At 62.2% G+C, this 17,206-nt stretch carries 17 protein-coding genes; 10 read left to right on the forward strand and 7 right to left on the reverse strand.

What is annotated here, in order from left to right; genetic code table 11:
- The first annotated feature begins 2 nt into the window (after nucleotides 1–2).
- From QDY28_RS06985 to QDY28_RS07010, 6 genes are all read left to right on the forward strand, one after another.
- A complete protein-coding gene (locus QDY28_RS06985) occupies nucleotides 3–722 on the forward strand; it encodes a CpaD family pilus assembly protein (RefSeq protein ID WP_331380972.1) in 720 nt (239 codons plus the stop codon).
- A 37-nt stretch (nucleotides 723–759) separates the two neighbouring features.
- Complete coding sequence (locus tag QDY28_RS06990) at nucleotides 760–2,031, forward strand: AAA family ATPase (RefSeq protein WP_331380973.1); 1,272 nt, start codon at nucleotides 760–762, stop codon at nucleotides 2,029–2,031.
- Between the two features lie 81 nt (nucleotides 2,032–2,112).
- Nucleotides 2,113–3,594 carry a CpaF family protein gene (locus tag QDY28_RS06995; protein WP_331380974.1) on the forward strand — a complete coding sequence of 494 codons (1,482 nt, stop codon included), beginning with the start codon at nucleotides 2,113–2,115 and terminating at the stop codon, nucleotides 3,592–3,594.
- Nucleotides 3,595–3,604: 10 nt separating this feature from the next.
- The gene (locus QDY28_RS07000; RefSeq protein ID WP_331380975.1) at nucleotides 3,605–4,612 is read left to right on the forward strand and encodes a type II secretion system F family protein; all 1,008 of its coding nucleotides are present in this window, start codon (nucleotides 3,605–3,607) and stop codon (nucleotides 4,610–4,612) included.
- Between the two features lie 19 nt (nucleotides 4,613–4,631).
- Nucleotides 4,632–5,612 (forward strand): type II secretion system F family protein, encoded by a 981-nt coding sequence (locus QDY28_RS07005; RefSeq protein WP_331380976.1) that lies wholly within the window; start codon nucleotides 4,632–4,634, stop codon nucleotides 5,610–5,612.
- 122 nt (nucleotides 5,613–5,734) lie between these two features.
- Entirely contained in the window at nucleotides 5,735–6,379 is a 645-nt protein-coding gene (locus QDY28_RS07010) for a LysE family translocator (RefSeq protein WP_331380977.1), read from the forward strand.
- Nucleotides 6,380–6,383: 4 nt separating this feature from the next.
- Here QDY28_RS07010 and QDY28_RS07015 read toward each other — a convergent pair whose 3' ends face one another.
- Nucleotides 6,384–7,211: a tetratricopeptide repeat protein gene (locus QDY28_RS07015; RefSeq protein ID WP_331380978.1), complete on the reverse strand. Its 828-nt coding sequence runs from the start codon at nucleotides 7,209–7,211 to the stop codon at nucleotides 6,384–6,386.
- A 148-nt stretch (nucleotides 7,212–7,359) separates the two neighbouring features.
- Here QDY28_RS07015 and QDY28_RS07020 point away from each other — a divergent pair, with 148 nt between their 5' ends.
- From QDY28_RS07020 to QDY28_RS07035, 4 genes are all read left to right on the forward strand, one after another.
- On the forward strand, nucleotides 7,360–8,751 hold the full coding sequence (locus tag QDY28_RS07020; protein WP_331380979.1) for a leucyl aminopeptidase family protein: 1,392 nt from the start codon (nucleotides 7,360–7,362) through the stop codon (nucleotides 8,749–8,751).
- A 242-nt stretch (nucleotides 8,752–8,993) separates the two neighbouring features.
- Entirely contained in the window at nucleotides 8,994–9,344 is a 351-nt protein-coding gene (locus QDY28_RS07025; protein WP_104821653.1) for a MarR family transcriptional regulator, read from the forward strand.
- A gap of 12 nt (nucleotides 9,345–9,356) precedes the next feature.
- The gene (locus QDY28_RS07030; RefSeq protein ID WP_331380980.1) at nucleotides 9,357–10,211 is read left to right on the forward strand and encodes a C40 family peptidase; all 855 of its coding nucleotides are present in this window, start codon (nucleotides 9,357–9,359) and stop codon (nucleotides 10,209–10,211) included.
- A 77-nt stretch (nucleotides 10,212–10,288) separates the two neighbouring features.
- Nucleotides 10,289–10,528: a hypothetical protein gene (locus QDY28_RS07035; protein ID WP_331380981.1), complete on the forward strand. Its 240-nt coding sequence runs from the start codon at nucleotides 10,289–10,291 to the stop codon at nucleotides 10,526–10,528.
- A gap of 177 nt (nucleotides 10,529–10,705) precedes the next feature.
- Here the strand turns inward: QDY28_RS07035 and QDY28_RS07040 are convergent, their stop codons facing one another.
- The 6 genes from QDY28_RS07040 to QDY28_RS07065 all read right to left on the reverse strand — a co-directional run bounded on the left by QDY28_RS07040 (nucleotide 10,706) and on the right by QDY28_RS07065 (nucleotide 17,178).
- A complete protein-coding gene (locus QDY28_RS07040) occupies nucleotides 10,706–12,100 on the reverse strand; it encodes an amidase (protein ID WP_331380982.1) in 1,395 nt (464 codons plus the stop codon).
- 20 nt (nucleotides 12,101–12,120) lie between these two features.
- On the reverse strand, nucleotides 12,121–12,990 hold the full coding sequence (locus tag QDY28_RS07045; RefSeq protein WP_331380983.1) for an ABC transporter permease: 870 nt from the start codon (nucleotides 12,988–12,990) through the stop codon (nucleotides 12,121–12,123).
- Nucleotides 12,987–13,940, reverse strand: a complete 954-nt coding sequence (locus tag QDY28_RS07050; protein ID WP_331380984.1) for an ABC transporter permease — start codon at nucleotides 13,938–13,940, stop codon at nucleotides 12,987–12,989. The genes QDY28_RS07045 and QDY28_RS07050 overlap by 4 nt, the downstream gene beginning before the upstream one ends.
- 91 nt (nucleotides 13,941–14,031) lie before the next feature.
- The gene (locus QDY28_RS07055; protein ID WP_331380985.1) at nucleotides 14,032–15,561 is read right to left on the reverse strand and encodes an ABC transporter substrate-binding protein; all 1,530 of its coding nucleotides are present in this window, start codon (nucleotides 15,559–15,561) and stop codon (nucleotides 14,032–14,034) included.
- 109 nt (nucleotides 15,562–15,670) lie between these two features.
- On the reverse strand, nucleotides 15,671–16,681 hold the full coding sequence (locus QDY28_RS07060) for a P1 family peptidase (protein ID WP_331380986.1): 1,011 nt from the start codon (nucleotides 16,679–16,681) through the stop codon (nucleotides 15,671–15,673).
- Nucleotides 16,682–16,983: 302 nt separating this feature from the next.
- The gene (locus tag QDY28_RS07065) at nucleotides 16,984–17,178 is read right to left on the reverse strand and encodes a hypothetical protein (protein ID WP_028754369.1); all 195 of its coding nucleotides are present in this window, start codon (nucleotides 17,176–17,178) and stop codon (nucleotides 16,984–16,986) included.
- Between the last annotated feature and the right edge of the window lie 28 nt (nucleotides 17,179–17,206).

A 17,206-nucleotide genomic window follows, 5' to 3' on the forward strand; every position in this document is an offset into this window, starting at 1 on the left:
AAATGGCCAGCCTCGATCGCAATGCGCCCCGTATCACCAGGCCGCGATTTGCCACCCTGGCCTTGATCATGATGGCTTCCGCCGTCAGCGGATGTGCCGGTTCGCCGGATGGCATGACGACCAGCGCTATTTCCGACGACTATCGTCAGCGCCACCCTATCGTGCTGACCGAAAAAGAACATCACGTCGACGTTCCCGTCATTGCAGGCGATCGTCGTCTTACGACCGGCGCCCGCGACACGGTTCGCGGTTTCGTGCAGGACTATAAGGCGCATGCTTCCGGCACCGTCGAAATCCTGGCGCCTGGCTCTTCGGCCAATTCGCCTGGGGTTTCTGTGTTCCGCCGACAGATTCGGCAAGAGCTTGTCGCAAGCGGCATCCCGTCGTCGCGCATCGTCGACAGCTATTATCAATCCGGCGGCCCCGGCGATGCTGCGCCGATCCGCCTGCGCTTCATGGCAACCACTGCGGCCACCAATGCCTGCGGCCAGTGGCCGGAAGATCTGTCCGCCAACGCCTTCGACAATCAGAATTACTATAACTTCGGCTGCGCTACTCAGAACAACCTCGCAGCGCAGGTGGCAAACCCGACCGACCTCATCGCGCCGCGTGCCATGTCGCCGATCGATACCGACCAGCGCAGCAAGGTGATCGATAATTACCGCAGCGGCAACGTCCCGACCAGCACGGCGACGATCGGCGGCTTCAGCAGCGGTTCCTGAGCATGAGGATAGCTGGCCGGCGGAACAGGATAGAATTATGAGCGCTATCAACTACGATATCAGAAAGCCCGAGATGGAGGCCGAGGACGCGCCCCGCACGGGCGATCTTGAGAACATGCGGCCATTGCCGCGCATTTCCGTGCATGCCTTTTGCGAAAGCGAGCAGTTGCAGCAGGTGATGGACCGATGCGCCAATGACCGGCGCATGTCCAAGGTCAGCCTCCGGATCACCAGCGGCAGCACGGCGGCGGCGGCAAACATGTTCGCCTCGACGCCGACGCCCAATCTGATCATTCTGGAAACCCGGGCCAATCCAGGCAATCTGCTGGCAGAGCTCGCGCCGCTCGCCGCCGTCTGCGATCCCAGCACCAAGGTGGTGATCGTCGGCTATCACAATGATATCGGCCTCTATCGCGAACTCATCCGCAACGGTATCTCCGAATATATGGTCCAGCCGGTTGCCATGGTCGATGTCATGGCAGCAATGACGGCGATCTTCGTCGATCCCGATGCCGAGCCGCTCGGCCGCAGCGTCGCCTTCATCGGCGCCAAGGGCGGGGTAGGGGCGTCCACCATCGCCCATAATTGCGCTTTCGGCATCTCGAACCTGTTCTCGACCGAGACGATTCTCGCCGATCTCGACCTGCCGTACGGCACCGCCAATATCGACTTCGATCAGGACCCTGCGCAAGGCATTGCCGAAGCGGTCTATGCGCCGGAGCGTCTTGACGAGGTTTTCCTCGACCGCCTTCTGACCAAATGTTCACAGCACCTGTCGCTGCTCGCTGCTCCCTCCATGCTCGACCGCGCCTATGATTTCGACGGCCAGGCCTTTCTGCCGGTGCTCGACGTCCTGCAGCGCAGCGCCCCGGTGAGTGTCCTCGACGTGCCGCATCTCTGGACGGAATGGACGCGCTCCGTGCTTTCGGCCGTCGACGAAGTCGTGATTTGCGCAGCGCCCGATCTTGCCAACCTGCGCAACGCCAAGAACATGTTGGATGCGCTGCGCAAGCTGCGCCCCAACGACAAGGCGCCGCATCTGATCCTCAATCAGGTCGGTATGCCGAAGCGCCCGGAAATCGGTCCCTCGGAGTTCTGCGAGCCGCTGGAGACCGACCCGATCGCCATCATTCCTTTCGATATCAACCTGTTCGGCAACGCCGCCAACAGCGGCCGCATGATTTCGGAGACCGATCCGAAATCACCGGTCGCCGAGACCTTCTCGCAGATATCGCACATCGTTACCGGGCGCATTGCGCTGAAGAAGGCCAAGAAGGGCGGCCTGTTGGGTCTCCTGAAGCGGAAGTAATTGTTTGATGTCGCATGATCTCGTTCGAAGGCCGGTTCGTGTTTTTGAGATTATGCTCTAGCGTAGAATTGGATCGACGGCATGTTTGGCAGACGCGGAAATGAAGGTCCTGCAAAGAGCGGCGGCGTCACGCCTCCGCCGTCGCCGCCGCGCGCACCGTCCGCTCCTGCGCCTGCGGCATCGACCGTACTGGTGGAGCCGGCGCGTGAAGGGGCGCAGCAACGCCAGCAAGTGGCGCCGCCATCGATGCAGACGCCGACACGACGCCGGCCGGCCCGCACCGAAGAATATTACGACACCAAGTCGCAGGTCTTTTCCGCGCTGATCGATACGATCGACCTGTCACAACTCTCAAAGCTCGATGCCGAGGCTGCGCGCGAGGAAATCCGCGACATCGTCAACGACATCATCACCATCAAGAATTTCGCGATGTCGATCTCCGAGCAGGAGGAACTGCTCGAGGACATCTGCAACGACGTGCTCGGTTATGGCCCGCTCGAGCCGTTGCTTGCCCGCGACGACATCGCCGACATCATGGTCAACGGCGCCGGCCAGACGTTCATCGAAGTCGGCGGCAAGACGGTGGAATCGGAAATCCGCTTCCGCGACAATGCCCAACTCCTTTCCATCTGCCAGCGCATCGTCAGCCAGGTCGGCCGCCGCGTCGACGAATCGAGCCCGATCTGCGACGCCCGCCTTCCGGACGGATCGCGCGTCAACGTCATCGCACCGCCGCTGTCGATTGACGGCCCGGCGCTCACCATCCGCAAATTCAAGAAGGACAAGCTGACGCTCGATCAGCTCGTCCGCTTCGGCGCCATCACACCGGAGGGCGCCACGCTGCTGCAGATCATCGGCCGCGTTCGTTGCAATGTCGTCATTTCCGGCGGTACCGGCTCGGGCAAGACGACGCTTTTGAACTGCCTGACCAACTACATCGACCGCGACGAGCGCGTCATCACCTGCGAAGACACGGCCGAACTGCAATTGCAGCAGCCGCATGTCGTTCGCCTCGAAACCCGCCCTCCGAATATCGAAGGCGAGGGTGAGATCACCATGCGCGATCTCGTCAAGAACTGCCTACGCATGCGTCCCGAGCGCATCATCGTCGGCGAAGTGCGCGGACCGGAAGTCTTCGACCTGTTGCAGGCGATGAACACCGGCCATGACGGCTCGATGGGCACGATCCACGCCAACACGCCGCGCGAGTGCCTCAGCCGTATGGAATCGATGATCGCGATGGGCGGCTTCAGCCTGCCAGCCAAGACGGTGCGCGAAATCATCTCCACCTCCGTCGACGTGGTCATCCAGGCCGCCCGCCTGCGCGACGGTTCGCGCCGCATCACCCAGATTACCGAGGTGATCGGCATGGAAGGCGATGTGATCATCACGCAGGACCTGATGCGCTACGAGATCGAAGGCGAAGATGCGGGCGGCAAGATCATCGGACGGCATGTGTCGACCGGCATCGGCAAGCCGAATTTCTGGGACCGCGCCCGCTACTACAACGAGGAAAAGCGCCTGGCGGCTGCCCTCGACGAAATGGAAAACAAGTCGAAATAGGACTTTCCCGATGTTCGGTGTCGATCCGGTGGTGCTTCTGATTGTCGTCCTCGCAGCCGTCTCCGCGGCCGCTGTCTGTTACAGCATTCTCTATTCGCGGATCGAGGCGCAGAAGAAAGCCGACAGTCGCGTCAACCGGATCAAATCGGCCGAGACTGACCGCATGAAGGTCAAGGCGGCGCGCGATCGCGTGCAGGAAATGTCGAAACGGCGCAAATCGGTGCAGGATTCGCTGAAGGATCTGGAAAAGCGCCAATTGGAGAACACCAAGCAGAAGCAATCGCTGAAAATGCGCCTCGGGCAGGCCGGCCTGCCGGTGACACCGGCGCGTTTTTATCTCTTCAGCGTGCTGTTCGGCTTTTTCGTCATGCTTGTCGTCTTCCTGGTCGGCGCGCCGCTCGCCGTCGTCGCCGGCCTTCCCTTCGCCGCCGCCTTCGGTCTGCCGCGCTGGGTCATCGGTTTCCTCATCAAGCGCCGGCAGAACAAATTCCTGGAAGAATTTCCCAATGCTCTCGACCTCATCACCCGCTCGATCCGCTCTGGCCTGCCGCTCAATGACGCCGTGCGGCTCGTGGCAAGCGAGGCCCGCGAGCCGGTGAAGTCCGAGTTCCGCCGCGTCGTCGAAGCCCAACAGGTCGGCCTCAGCATGCCCGATGCCTGTGCGCGCATGAGGAACCATATGCCGTTGCAGGAGGTGAACTTTTTCTCGATCGTCATCGCCATCCAGGCGCAGGCCGGCGGCAACCTGTCCGAAGCGCTGGGCAACCTCGCGCGCGTGCTGCGCGAGCGCAAGAAGATGAAAGCGAAGGTTACCGCCCTGTCGATGGAAGCAAAAGCCTCGGCCGTCATCATCGGCTCGCTGCCCTTCATCGTCGCGACGCTCGTCTATCTGACCTCGCCGCAATACATGCTGATCCTTTTCAAGGATCCGCGCGGCCATTTGATCCTGGGGGTCGCCGGCATCTGGATGTCCTTCGGCATCTACATCATGCGCAACATGGTCAATTTCGAGATTTGACCGAAGGAGACGCCGAGCCATGTCCGCCGATTTCGCCAGCAGATTGACCGACCCCGGCACGATCCTCGCCGTTTTCGTCGCGATTGCCGTCTTCGCCACCTTCTACACCATCGCCGTGCCCTTCCTGGAGCGCGGCGATCTCAACAAGCGCATGAAGGCTGTGTCCACCGAGCGCGAACAAATCCGCGCCCGGGAACGCGCCCGCTTGAGCGCCGACGGCGGCAAGGCCTCGCTGCGCAGCCAGAACAACCGCAATGTCCGTCAGATCGTTGAGCGCTTCAATCTGCGCAATGCTCTTGTCGATGCCAATACGGTCAACCGCCTGCGGGCCGCCGGGCTGCGCTCGGAAAATGCGCTGAACATGTTCCTGGTGGCGCGTTTTCTGTTGCCGTTCCTGTTTTTGACCGTTGCCGCCATTTTCGTTTTCGTCCTTGGCTACTTCGCCGCCAAGCCGTTCGCGATCCGCCTTCTCGGCGTTATCGCCACCGCCTATCTCGGTTTTTATGCGCCGAACATCTATATTTCCAATCGCGTGACCAAACGGCAGAAATCCATCAAGCGTGCCTGGCCGGATGCGCTCGACCTGATGCTGATCTGCGTGGAATCGGGTATTTCCATCGAAGCCGGCATGCGCCGCGTCTCGGAGGAAATGGCGGAACAGTCGGCATCGCTCGCCGAAGAAATGGTGCTGACCACGGCAGAACTCTCTTTCCTGCAGGATCGCCGCATGGCCTTCGACAATCTCGCCAGCCGCACGCAGATCGAAATCGTCAAATCGGTGACGCAGGCTCTGATTCAGGCCGAGCGCTACGGCACGCCCATCTCGCAGGCGCTGCGCGTGCTCGCGCAGGAAGGTCGCGACGAACGCATGAACGAAGCGGAGAAGAAGGCGGCCGCCCTGCCGCCGAAGCTGACCGTGCCGATGATCGTCTTCTTCCTGCCCGTCCTCATGGCCGTTATCCTTGGCCCGGCAGCCATCCAGGTGATGGATAAATTCTGAGATAGAAAACTTGCCGCCGGCGCGGGACGTGACTAGTTTCCAATCCTACGTCACGGGCGATGAGGTGTATCGGCGCGGGAGGAAAGCGCCACTCGCCCCGACGCTAGGTCGGGAGGATCTGCATGTCGTTCATCGCCATCTTTTTCAGCATCGTCGCTGCCGTTTTCATCGGGGCGGTCAGTCCCGGTCCGAGTTTCGTTCTCGTTTCCCGCATCGCCGTCTCCCGCTCGCGCAAGGCGGGCCTTGCGGCAGCCCTTGGCATGGGCGTGGGCAGCGTCACCTTCGCGACTTTGACCCTCTTCGGTCTGAACGCGCTGCTGATGCAGGTCGAATGGCTGTATCTTACCCTGAAGGTCGCCGGCGGCCTATATCTGATCTATATCGGCATCCGCATTTGGCGGAGCGCCGCCCATGATCTTGCTCTCCACGCCCCGGCCACGCCGACCGGCGGCAGCATCGGGCGCAATTTTTTGTTCGCGCTGGGAACGCAGCTCAGCAATCCGAAAACGGCAATTTTCTACGGCAGCATTTTTGCAGCGCTTCTCCCGGCCGAACCCGCTCCCGGGCTGATGCTCGCCGTGCCGCTGGCGGTCTTCGCCGTCGAGGTGGGCTGGTACACAGTGGTGACGCTCGCCTTTTCGTCGAACGGTCCACGCGCGCTCTATCTCGGAGCCAAGCTTTGGATCGACAGGATTGCCGGCGCGGTCATGGGCGCTCTCGGCGCTAGGCTCGTAGCGGAGGGCCTGCCACGCCACATTTGGAGGTGAAGGTTTAGTTGACAGCTTTCTTGGCGTCGCCGGCGGCAAGTTTCTGCCAGGAATTCTGCTGCGCCAGCATGGCGCGCAGATAGGCGACATTGGCGTTTGCCTGTTGTGCTGACAGTTCCTGGCGGGCGATCTGTTCGGCTTCGGCGAACCGGCCCTGCAGCCCGACCACGAGAGAAAGGTTCTGGCGAACGCGGCTGTCGGCTGCCGGCTGGTTGACGGCGGAGCGAAGATAGCTCTCGGCCGATTTCAGATCGCCGGTCAGCACATAGGACATGCCCAGATTGGAAAGGATCGACGGCTCGTTCGGCTGCAGCACGAGGGCGTCGCGGTATTTGCCGCGCGCTTCGGTCGAGCGGCCGAGCTGATCGAGGATCGCGCCTTCGGCCGACACAAGCCGCCAGTCCGGCCGGTCCGGCGTTTGCGCGCGGTCGATGGTCGCGAGCGCCTCTTGAAGTTGACCGGCAGCGGCCTGCGCTTTGCCGTAGGCAGCCAGCACGCCGCGGTCATTGGGATTTGCGATCGCCACCTGCTGCATGACCGCAAGCGCCTGATCGTTGCGGCCGCTCATGCGCAGCGCATTGGCGTAGTTGATGCCGGTGTCACGGTCTTTCGGATTGGCGTCATAGGCCTTGCCAAGGGTAAGGGTCGCCTGCGCGAGATCCGAGCCGCTCATCTCTTCGACTGGCTTCTTCGACATCGTCGGGATCGAGCCGGTCGTCATCTTGTCTTTTCCGGTCGTCGAGCAGCCGGCGAGCGCCAGCGCCACGAGCGCTGCCGAAGCGCCGTGGAGCAGGAAAGTCTTGAGTGAAGACGTAGTTGACGAAGTGGCCATAGCGCCTATCCCGGAATGCCTGAGTCCTGCGCCTGGCCTCAAATCGGAACAGGGAAAGGTTTGACGCAATGTTCGCTCCAGCAATAATCTGTTAACCCTAACAGAGAGTTAATCCGCGATTCCCGGAAATCATTGCCAAAGGATAGTTATGGCCCCCTATCAGTACATCGAGCGCGCAAGCCCCTTCAATTCGAAGGGTGGCGCGACGCTGCCGATCTTTGCCGTCACTCCGGCACATATCGAGACCGGCACCATCGATCCCATCGCGCTCGATTGGGCGCGCAAGGCCGGCTATAAGGCCGACAGCGGCTCGTTGCTATTGATTCCAACCGAAGAAGGCCATCTCGGCGGCGCCTTGTTCGGCCTTGGCTCCAACCCCTCGGAACAGCCCTTCCTGACCGGCAGGCTGGCGCGCAGCCTGCCGGCCGGCGATTGGCATATCGAAACCGCACCGCTCACGGCAAACCGGCTTTCCCTCGGCTTCGGTCTCGGCAGCTATCGGTTCGAGCGCTACAAATCCGAAAAGGCAGCGCCTCCGACGCTGATGATCCCACGGGATGCCGATGCGGCCGACATCAAACGCCAGCTCGCCGGCGTCTTCCTCGCCCGCGATCTTATCAACACGCCGACCAACGACATGGGGCCGGAACAGCTCGAAGCAGCTTTCCGGGCCCTCGCCGAGCACTATAAGGCGGATATGTCCGTCATTATCGGCGACGACCTCCTGAAGGAGAATTTTCCGCTGGTTCACACTGTCGGCCGCGCCAGCGCCGATGCGCCGCGCCTCTTGGAACTGCGCTGGGGCAAGAAGGGTCATCGCCGCATTACCCTGGTCGGCAAAGGCGTCTGCTTCGATACTGGCGGGCTCGACATCAAGCCGGCATCCTCCATGCTGTTGATGAAAAAGGATATGGGCGGCGCCGCCAATGTCATGGGCCTGGCGCTGATGATCATGGACGCCAAGCTGAAGGTCGATCTGCGCGTCATCGTTCCGGTCGTCGAAAATTCGATCTCCTCCAATGCCTTCCGTCCCGGCGACATCTATAAGAGCCGCAAGGGCCTGACCGTGCAGATCGACAATACCGATGCCGAAGGCCGCCTGATCCTCGCCGATGCACTGTCCTATGCTGACGAAGAGGCACCCGATCTGATGATCGATATGGCGACACTGACCGGCGCCGCCCGTGTCGCTCTCGGCCCGGACCTGCCGCCCTTCTTTACCGACGACAACGATCTCGCCCGCGATCTGACCGAAGCGAGCCTGGAGACCGACGATCCGCTGTGGCGCATGCCTCTCTACATGGGCTATGACAAGGATATCCGTGCCAAATTCGCAGATGTCACCAACGCCCCCTCCGGCGGCATGGCGGGGTCGATTACCGCTGCTCTGTTCCTCAAGCGCTTCGTGACGAAGACGCCGAGCTGGGTGCATTTCGACATCTTCGGCTGGGCGCAGAACGAACGCCCGCATTCGCCGGGCGGCGGCGAGGCGCAGGCGATCCGGGCGCTGTATCATCATATCCGGCAGAGCGTGCGGTAAAACTTACCCTCGCCCCATCGGGGAGAGGGTGGCGCTCCTGAGTTTATCGAAGGGGCGCCGGGTGAGGGGGCGTCGCACCGAAATTTATAATGACCAGCGTCTCCTTTCCCGGTAATGCCCCCTCAACCCGCGCTCACGCGCATCCTTCTCCCCGCTGGGGAGAAGGTGATCCAAATACCCTTGAAACCGCCATGATCTTGGCCGAGACTGAAACGGTAGCGTAACGATCTCCGAGGTTGCCTTTGCCGCTTGAACTCTCTGCCTCGCAGGCTCTCGGCCTCTGGCAAGGCGTGGCGCTCGAGCAGGTGCGTCGCGAGGGTCATGACCTGACGCTTCGGCAGATGGCGATCCTCCTGCAGATCTATCTCGTGCCGCCGCCGCATACGGTGCGGGGGCTTGCCGCAACGCTTGGCGTGACCAAGCCGGTTATCACCCGTGCCCTGGACACGATGGGCGAGATGGGGTTGGTCGACCGCGTCCGTGACGAGCGTGATCGCCGCAACGTTATCATCAAGCGCACCGTCGCAGGCGCGCTCTATCTGGAAAAGCTCGGTGATCTCGTCATCGAGCAAGGCCGCAAACTATCCGTCTAGGGGACCAAGTTCATGATGCTCGACCGCCGTCTCAACGCATTTCGTCCCGATCTTGCCGAAGCCTCGCTTCGGGGCAAGGTCGAGGCCGGCCGTTTTGTCGAGGGCACCAGGGCGCAAATCATCGCCCCCGTCGCTGCCCTTCGCCCGCAGCCGGATCCGGCGCGCGGCATCGATACCGAGCTCCTGTTCGGCGAAGAGGTCGATGTCTTCGAGCGCAGGGATGGCTGGTGCTGGGTGAAAGCGGTGTCGGACGGCTATGTCGGCTATCTTCCTGAAAATACGATCCGGAGTGAATTGGCGCCGCCCACGCATGTCGTCGTGACGCAGCGGACTTTTCTCTATCCTGAGCCGGAGCTCCGCAAGCCCCATACCGATGTACTCTCTATGGGCAGCCGCGTGCGCGTCACCGGCACGGCCGAGGCGCGTGGGAACCATTATGTCGTCCTCGAAGGCGGCGCGGCCATCTTCGCCAAGCATGTGCAGCCGATCGGCTACAATTATGGCGGCGATTATGTCGAGGTCGCCTTGCGGTTTTTGGAAACGCCCTATCTCTGGGGCGGCCGGTCCGGCCTCGGTATCGATTGCTCCGCATTAGTGCAGCTCGCCTTGCTGATGACGGGCCGCGCCGCGCCGCGCGACGCGGACATGCAAGCGGCCGGTCTCGGGGAAGCGATCAGCCGCGAGGAATTGCGCCGCGGCGATTTCGTCTTCTGGAAGGGACATGTGGCCATCATGGAAGACGAGAAAACCATCGTGCATGCCAACGGCCATACCATGACCACGGCGCGCGAAGATTTTGCCGCTGCTGTCGAGCGCATCGGCTGGCTCTACGAGCAACCGACAGGCTATCGCCGCCTGGCGGATTGAGAGCCGCCTGGAACAGGCCTGAATCTAAACCGTTGTTTCCTTGATTGAACACCTTCTTGTTCGAGAGGAGAAGCATCATGCCGATCACGGCGATGGAACAGGTGATCAGGGATATTCTGCGCGACACGCATCTGAGGCGCAGCCGCAAGATCGATCGACTGCTTGAGCTGCAGAGCGAGGCTCGCGGCATCCAGCGTGCCGGCAGCGAAAGCATGAGAACCATCGATGAGGGCTTGCAGGACGATCTTCGCGTTATCGAAAAGGCATTGCGGCAGCTTGGCGCCGATGGCGAAGAGAAGGGTGCGGCTGCGCTGTAGGCCCTCACCCTCCCCCGGCGGGGAGAGGGTCGCGCGGCACGCGCGGGGTGAGGGGGCGTTACCGGGAAAATGCTCTTCGTCAACCGCCAAGATTCGCTCAAAGTATGACGCGCCACCCCCTCATCCGCCCTCCTGAGCTTGTCGATGGGCGGGCACATTCTCGCCGAGGAGAAGGAATTAAGGATTGGGAGGCTTCGGCCAGTTCTTCACGCCGGCGGTCCAGGTCTCGAATGCCTTCGAGAGTTTCAGCACCAGCATGTCGCCAAAACGCGGACCGACGATTTGCAGCCCGATCGGCATGCCGGAGCGGGAGAAGCCGCAATTGATCGACGAAGCCGGCTGCTCCGACATGTTCCAGGGAACGGTGAAGCAAATATGTTCGAAGGGGAGGGCCGGGTCGTTGGTGGGCGAGGCCCACTCGGCCGGATAGGAGACGATCGGGTTGGTCGGCGACAGCATCGCATCGACCTCGGCAAACAGCCTTCCGCAACTCTTGCGCATCTCAAGTGTCTGATTGAAGCCGCGCACTGCATCGATGCCGCTGACATCGGCGCCGCCTTTCGCCCATATGTAGATATAGGGCAGGATCCTCGTGCGTCGTTCCTCGCTGAGACCCACGATATCGCCCCAGAGACGCGCTCGCCAGAAAACATCCAATCCGTCCAGCATCTCACGTGTCAATACCGGCGCGACGTCGATGATCACGGCGCCCGCTTCTTCGAAGCGCTTGGCGGCGGCAACGACTGCGTCGCGCACCTCGTCATCGACAGGCAGGCCGCAGCCGGCATCCAGCAACAGGCCAATCTTCATGCCGCTGATGTCGATGTCGAGATCCATCCAGTCGATGGCATTCGCCGGCAGGCTGGTGCCGTCGCGCCAGTCGGGCCGCGAGAGTGTTGCCATGGAAAATGCGGCGTCCTCGACGCTGCGCGTCATCGGTCCGGCGCAGCGGCCAACATAATAAGGGTCGACCGGAATGCGGCCGTGGCTCGGCTTGAAGCCGAAAATGCCGGTCCAGCCGGCCGGCAGGCGAACGGAGCCGCCGATATCCGTGCCGATATGCAGCGGCCCGTAGCCGGCAGCAGTCGCCGCCGAAGCGCCGGCGCTGGAGCCGCCGGGATTTTGCGTCGGGTTCCAGGGATTGCGGCAGAGCTTGTGAAAGCTCGAAAGACCGGAGGAAAGCATGCCGTAGTCCGGGCACGTGGTCTTGGCGAAGATCACCGCGCCATCCTCGCGCAAGCGGGCCGCGGCCGGTGCGTCCTCGGCGGCGGGAACGAGTTCGACGGCGGCCGTGCCGAGCGGCACCGGTTGCCCTTTGGTGGCGATCAGCTCCTTCAGCGTCACCGGAATGCCGTCGAGCGGCCCGAGCGGCGCGCTCTTTGCCCAGCGCTCAGTGGAAGCGGCCGCCTGCCTGCGCGCAACCTCGGGATCGTAGGCATAAAGCGCTGATATCGTCGGCTCCCATGCCTCGATATGCTGTTCCACCGCCAGCCAGTATTCGCTGGGAGACAGGCTTTTATCGGCGAATTTGCGCCTGAGTTCACGGATGGAAAGATCGATCGCTTCAGTCATGGCCTACACTCTTCATGTCATTACCAACGCCTCGCCTCACGGGGGTCGAGGAGATCGCGCAGCCCGTCGCCGAGCAGGTTAAAGCCGAGGACGGAGAGGGCGATGGCAAGGCCCGGCAGAAGAGCCAGCCACGGCGCGGCCTGGAAATAGGTCTGCGCATCCGCAAGCATCCGTCCCCAGGTCGGCGCCGGCGGCGGTATGCTGAGGCCCAGGAAGGCAAGCCCGGCCTCCGTCAGGATCGCAAGGCCAAGCTGAATCGTCGCCTGCACGATGATGCCACTGATGATATTCGGCAGCACGTGCCGCAAGGTGATCGACAAGCGCGTATTGCCGAGGGCGCGCGCCGCCATGACATAGTCCCTGCTCCAGGCCTGCAGCGCCGACCCCAAAGCCACGCGGGCAAACACAGGAATCATGAAGACGGCAATGGCGATGATGGCGGTAAAACGCCCGGTGCCAAGAAAAGCGCCGAGGATCATCGCCGAGAGGATCGGCGGCAAGGCGAAGACCACGTCGCAGGCCCGCATGACCAGCGATTCGAACAATCCCCGCTGAGCAGCAGCGGCGATGCCGATCACCGTGCCGATTGTGCCGCCGATTGCGACCGCCGACACCGAGATCGACAGAGAATTCCAGCAACCAGCCATTAGCATCGACAGCACGTCATGGCCGAGTTGATCGGTGCCAAGAAGGCCGAAGCCGAAGGGCGGCTGCAGCTTATGGGTGATCTGCATTTTCGCCGGCGGCACCGGCGTCCAGAAGAGCGACAGGACCGCGACACTGGCGAGCGAGAGAATGATGATGGCGCCGACGAGCAGATTGGCACGGCGCAAAGCTCGGAAACGGGAGCGATGGGGCGGGGCGGGGGCGGCGGTTTCGACGGCAATCATCGTGCACCCTCACTGCGCAATCGCGGATCGATGACGAGATACGAGATATCCACCAGGAAGTTCACGACGATGACGAGACCGGCAAAGAACAGCGCGACATCCTGAAGCACGACCACATCGCGCTGGCTGAGCGCCTGATAGGCGAGGCGGCCAAGACCGGGCAGGGTGAAGACGTTTTCGATCAGCACGGCGCCGGCGACCAGAAAGGTGAACTGCAGTCCGAGAATGGTGAGCACCGGCACCAGTGCATTCGGCACCACATGTCGCCAGAGCACCCGGCGGCGCGACAGGCCCTTGGCGACCGCCGTGCGGGCAAAATCCTCATGCAGCGTGTCGAGCACGGCCGAGCGGGTGACCCGGGTCAATACGGCCGCCTGCGGCAGTGCAAGCGCGACGGCGGGCAGCACGAGCGATTTCAAGGCCGGCCACAATCCATTGCTCCAGCCGGGAAAGCCGCCCGCCGGCATCAAGTCGAGCGAAGTGGCAAACAGCAGGATCAATAGCAGGCCCACCCAGAAGCCCGGCACGGCAATGCCCATCTGCGAGAACAGCGTCGCGACGATATCGAAGAAGCCGCCGCGCCGGGCGGCGGCCGCGACGCCAAGCGGCACTGCGATGAGCACGGAAAGGATGATGGCGAGGACAGCAAGCGGCAATGTGACGGCCAGCCGCTCGACGATGAGACCGGCGACCGGCACCCCATAGGTATAGGATTTGCCGAGATCGCCTGTTAGCACGCCGGCAAGCCACTGTCCGTAGCGGATGATCAGCGGCTGATCGAGGCCCATGCCGTGCCGCAATGCGGCAAGCGTCTCCGGCGTCGCCGAGGTGCCGAGCGTGATGGCGGCGGGATCGCCCGGCAGCAGGGCCATTACCGCAAAGAGTAGCAGCGAGACGGCGATCAGGGTCAGAATAAGGCCCGTGATCCGACGGGTAAGAAGTACGACCATTGCATGTCCACCGCCGGATCAGGTCCGGTATCGAAGCATTCCACAGCGGGCGAAGCAATCCGCCCTTCCGTTTGTACGAAGCCGAGGAAGATCAGTCTTCCCACGAGACGCTGGTCAGGACATTGGAGGGGATCGGCTCGTTCTCCCAGAGCCCCTTCAGCTTCTTGTCCCAGACTCCGAGCTTCGGCATGACGAAGAGGAAGAGCGCGGGCACATCCTCGGCGAGGATCGTCTGCGCTTCGCCATAAAGCTTGTTCTGCGCGGCCGGATCGGCGGTTAGCTGAATCTTCTTCATCAGCTCGGCGAAGACCGGGTTCTTATAGTTGAAATAATAGGGTTCGCGCGAATAGATGTCGATGTCCAGCGGCTCGGCATGGGCGACGATGGTCATGTCGTAATCGCGGCCGGTGAAGACGTCCTGCACCCATTTTGCCGGGAATTCCGTCGGCTCGATATTCATGGTGACGCCGATATCCGCAAACATCGCCTGCATCACCTGGGCGCTGCGTGGCGCATAGGCCATTTGCGGCGTCTTGATGGTGAAGGTAAAGCCGTTGGGATAGCCCGCCTCGGCAAGCAGCGCCTTGGCCTTGGCGGGATCGTAGGGCAGCGTGCCGGTCAGGTCCTGATATCCGGGGTCGTTCGGCGTGTAGTGGCTGCCGATCGCCGTGCCGAAACCGGACCAGGCGCCGTCGATGATTGTCTTGCGGTCGAGCGCCATCATCAGGGCCTGACGCACCCGCTTGTCGTCGAAGGGTTTGCGCGTGTTGTTCATGCCGGCGACGACCTTGAGCTCGGTATTGCCAATCTTGGTCATCAGCCGTGCGTCGCCGTCAAAAGAGCTCATCAGCTCCGGTGCCGCAAATTCCGGAAAGGCATCGAGGTCGCCGGCCTTCAGCGCCGCCGCTTCCGCCTGCGGATCGGAAATGAAGCGGAACGTCACTTTGTCGAGCTTCACGTTGACGGATTTGTTCCAGTAGTCCGGGTTCTTCACGAGCTCGACATGGTCACCCTTGGCCCAGGCCGAGAATTTGAACGGGCCGGTCCCGACTGGCGTCGTCTTGTCGTCGTCGGGAGATTTCGGACCGACCATGACGGAAGACGGCCAGCCCAGCCAATAGAGCAGGCTGCCGGTCGGAGACGAAAGATGCAGCACCAGCGTTTCCGCGTCCGGCGTGTCGATCGAGGTGATGGTCGCGAAGAACCGCTTTTGCGGATTGACGGATTTGCCGTCGCGGGCGCGGTCAAGCGCGAATTTCGCGGCCGACGAATCGAAGGCCTCGCCGTCGTGGAATTTGACGCCGGTCTGCAGCTTGAATGTATAGGTGAGGCCGTCAGGCGAGATGTCCCAGCTCTTCGCAAGCTGCGGCACGATTTTGCCGCTCTCGTCGATGGTGACCAACCCTTCATAGATATTCTGCCAGGTCACCTGACCGATTGCGACGGGTGCGGCGATCGTCGGATCGAGGCCGGTCGGCTCGACGCTCATGCCGATATTCAGCGTCGTCTTGGCCGCTTCCGCCGGCGTCAGGCTCAGCATCAGCAGCCCGGCCGACATCGCAGCGCCACAGGCCAGACGGCGAGCCAAATCCTCCAGGCCCGGACGTAAAATCTTGGTCATCTCAGTTCCCTTGCTGCAGCTCGCAATCCCGGTTCTCCCTCCGGCATGCGGCCATTTTTCTAAAATTGTGTCATCCCGCAGGGTCGAAACAGTGCCCGAGTCTGCATTGTCAAATCCCAAGCGACACCATCCGGTCCGGAAAGCGGTCCCGCCAGGCCGGCAGCGCGCCTTCGACGGGCAGAGACGTCGCCTCATAGACGCCTCGAGCAATCGCGCGCGCCATGACGAGGGCGGCGAGATGGCAGAGTTCCATGAAGCTTTGCAGGTCGTCTCTTTCGTGTTTGCCGGTCGATGCGGCAAAAACCGTGTCGCCGTCGAGCGGCAGATGCGCGGGCAAGAGCGCACGGGCAAAGCCATCATGGCCGCAGATCGACAGCCGGTGCGCTTCCGCCTTGGTCAAAGCAGCATCGGTGACGATGGCACCGATCGTTGTTGCCGTAACATTCGCGCCCTTCAGCCTGAGGCGGGTGTCGATGGTTTCAGGCATGCCGAGGCCGCCGAATTCGCCGCCGATCTCGAAGGGCGCGGCCCAGAAATGCGGTCCTTCGCCGATGGTGGCCGAACCCAAAGCATTGACGGCGACGATGGCGGCTATCCTATATCCTTGGCTGCTGACGGCGCTGGCCGAGCCCAGCCCGCCCTTGACCGTCGCGGTCGTCGCACCCGTGCCGGCACCGACCGTGCCGAGCGGGAAGGCGCCCTTGCCCGCGGCTTTGAAGGCGGCATAACCCATGTCGCGATAGGGCGAATGCAGGCCCCAATCCTTGTTGCCGCCATTGATGAGATCGAAGAGGATCGCCTGCGGCACCAGCGGCACACGCGCAGTGCCGACCTGCAGGCCGCGCCCGATCTTGCGCAAGCCCGCCTGCACGCCGCCCGCCGCATCCAGCCCGAATGCCGAGCCGCCCGACAGCACCAGCCCGTCGACCGCACTGACCGTCATTGCCGGATCGAGCAATGCCGTGTCGCGCCCTCCCGGCGCGCCGCCGAGCACGGAGCAGGAGGCGACCGCCGGCTCATCGAAGATGATGGCGGTGACGCCGGAGCCCAGCGCAGGATCGGTGCAATGACCGACGGCGACGCCTTCGATATCGGTCAGGAGATTGAGCAGATCAGCCAATGAAAAATCCTTCGCCTTCGAAGCGCGAGGTCGTCATGGCGATAGGATCGCAAAGAAGGAGAAAAGACAAGATGGGTTTGTCGAAGGGGAGTGCCGTTGGGGCCGACCCTCGTGGTTCGAGGCTCCGGCTTTCAGTCTATGCACCTCACCGTGAGACCGGAAAAAATGCGGCGAATCGACGAAAAGTCTGTGCGGCTGCTTAGTGCGAAAGACCAGCCCTCATGGTGAGGAGGCCTACAAGGCCGTCTCGAACCACGAGGGCGGGTGATGTGATGATGAGAAAACGAAGGCGAGCCGATCCATCAAACGTGGATCGGCTTGGCCTGTTGGCGGGTGAGGAGATCGCGGATGGCGAGCTTGACCTCGTCAGCGCTTCTGAAACGCTGCTCGTCCAGATCGTGGACATGGTACTTCACTGCGATGAACTTCAGCCGGTCTTCATCCGGAATGACGATGCCGACGGGAACGCCAGCATATTCGATGACTTGCTTCTTCATAAAAAATACTCCCTCCGCGCCCTAGCGG

This window comes from Rhizobium sp. BR 362, from assembly GCF_036528765.1.
GTDB lineage: Bacteria > Pseudomonadota > Alphaproteobacteria > Rhizobiales > Rhizobiaceae > Rhizobium.

Coding starts and splice junctions, on each gene's coding strand:
- QDY28_RS06985 (WP_331380972.1), top strand. CDS start 3: ATGGCCAGCCTCGATCGCAATGCGCCCCGTATCACCAGGCCGCGATTT.
- QDY28_RS06990 (WP_331380973.1), top strand. CDS start 760: ATGAGCGCTATCAACTACGATATCAGAAAGCCCGAGATGGAGGCCGAG.
- QDY28_RS06995 (WP_331380974.1), top strand. CDS start 2,113: ATGTTTGGCAGACGCGGAAATGAAGGTCCTGCAAAGAGCGGCGGCGTC.
- QDY28_RS07000 (WP_331380975.1), top strand. CDS start 3,605: ATGTTCGGTGTCGATCCGGTGGTGCTTCTGATTGTCGTCCTCGCAGCC.
- QDY28_RS07005 (WP_331380976.1), top strand. CDS start 4,632: ATGTCCGCCGATTTCGCCAGCAGATTGACCGACCCCGGCACGATCCTC.
- QDY28_RS07010 (WP_331380977.1), top strand. CDS start 5,735: ATGTCGTTCATCGCCATCTTTTTCAGCATCGTCGCTGCCGTTTTCATC.
- QDY28_RS07015 (WP_331380978.1), bottom strand. CDS start 7,211: ATGGCCACTTCGTCAACTACGTCTTCACTCAAGACTTTCCTGCTCCAC.
- QDY28_RS07020 (WP_331380979.1), top strand. CDS start 7,360: ATGGCCCCCTATCAGTACATCGAGCGCGCAAGCCCCTTCAATTCGAAG.
- QDY28_RS07030 (WP_331380980.1), top strand. CDS start 9,357: ATGATGCTCGACCGCCGTCTCAACGCATTTCGTCCCGATCTTGCCGAA.
- QDY28_RS07035 (WP_331380981.1), top strand. CDS start 10,289: ATGCCGATCACGGCGATGGAACAGGTGATCAGGGATATTCTGCGCGAC.
- QDY28_RS07040 (WP_331380982.1), bottom strand. CDS start 12,100: ATGACTGAAGCGATCGATCTTTCCATCCGTGAACTCAGGCGCAAATTC.
- QDY28_RS07045 (WP_331380983.1), bottom strand. CDS start 12,990: ATGATTGCCGTCGAAACCGCCGCCCCCGCCCCGCCCCATCGCTCCCGT.
- QDY28_RS07050 (WP_331380984.1), bottom strand. CDS start 13,940: ATGGTCGTACTTCTTACCCGTCGGATCACGGGCCTTATTCTGACCCTG.
- QDY28_RS07055 (WP_331380985.1), bottom strand. CDS start 15,561: ATGACCAAGATTTTACGTCCGGGCCTGGAGGATTTGGCTCGCCGTCTG.
- QDY28_RS07065 (WP_028754369.1), bottom strand. CDS start 17,178: ATGAAGAAGCAAGTCATCGAATATGCTGGCGTTCCCGTCGGCATCGTC.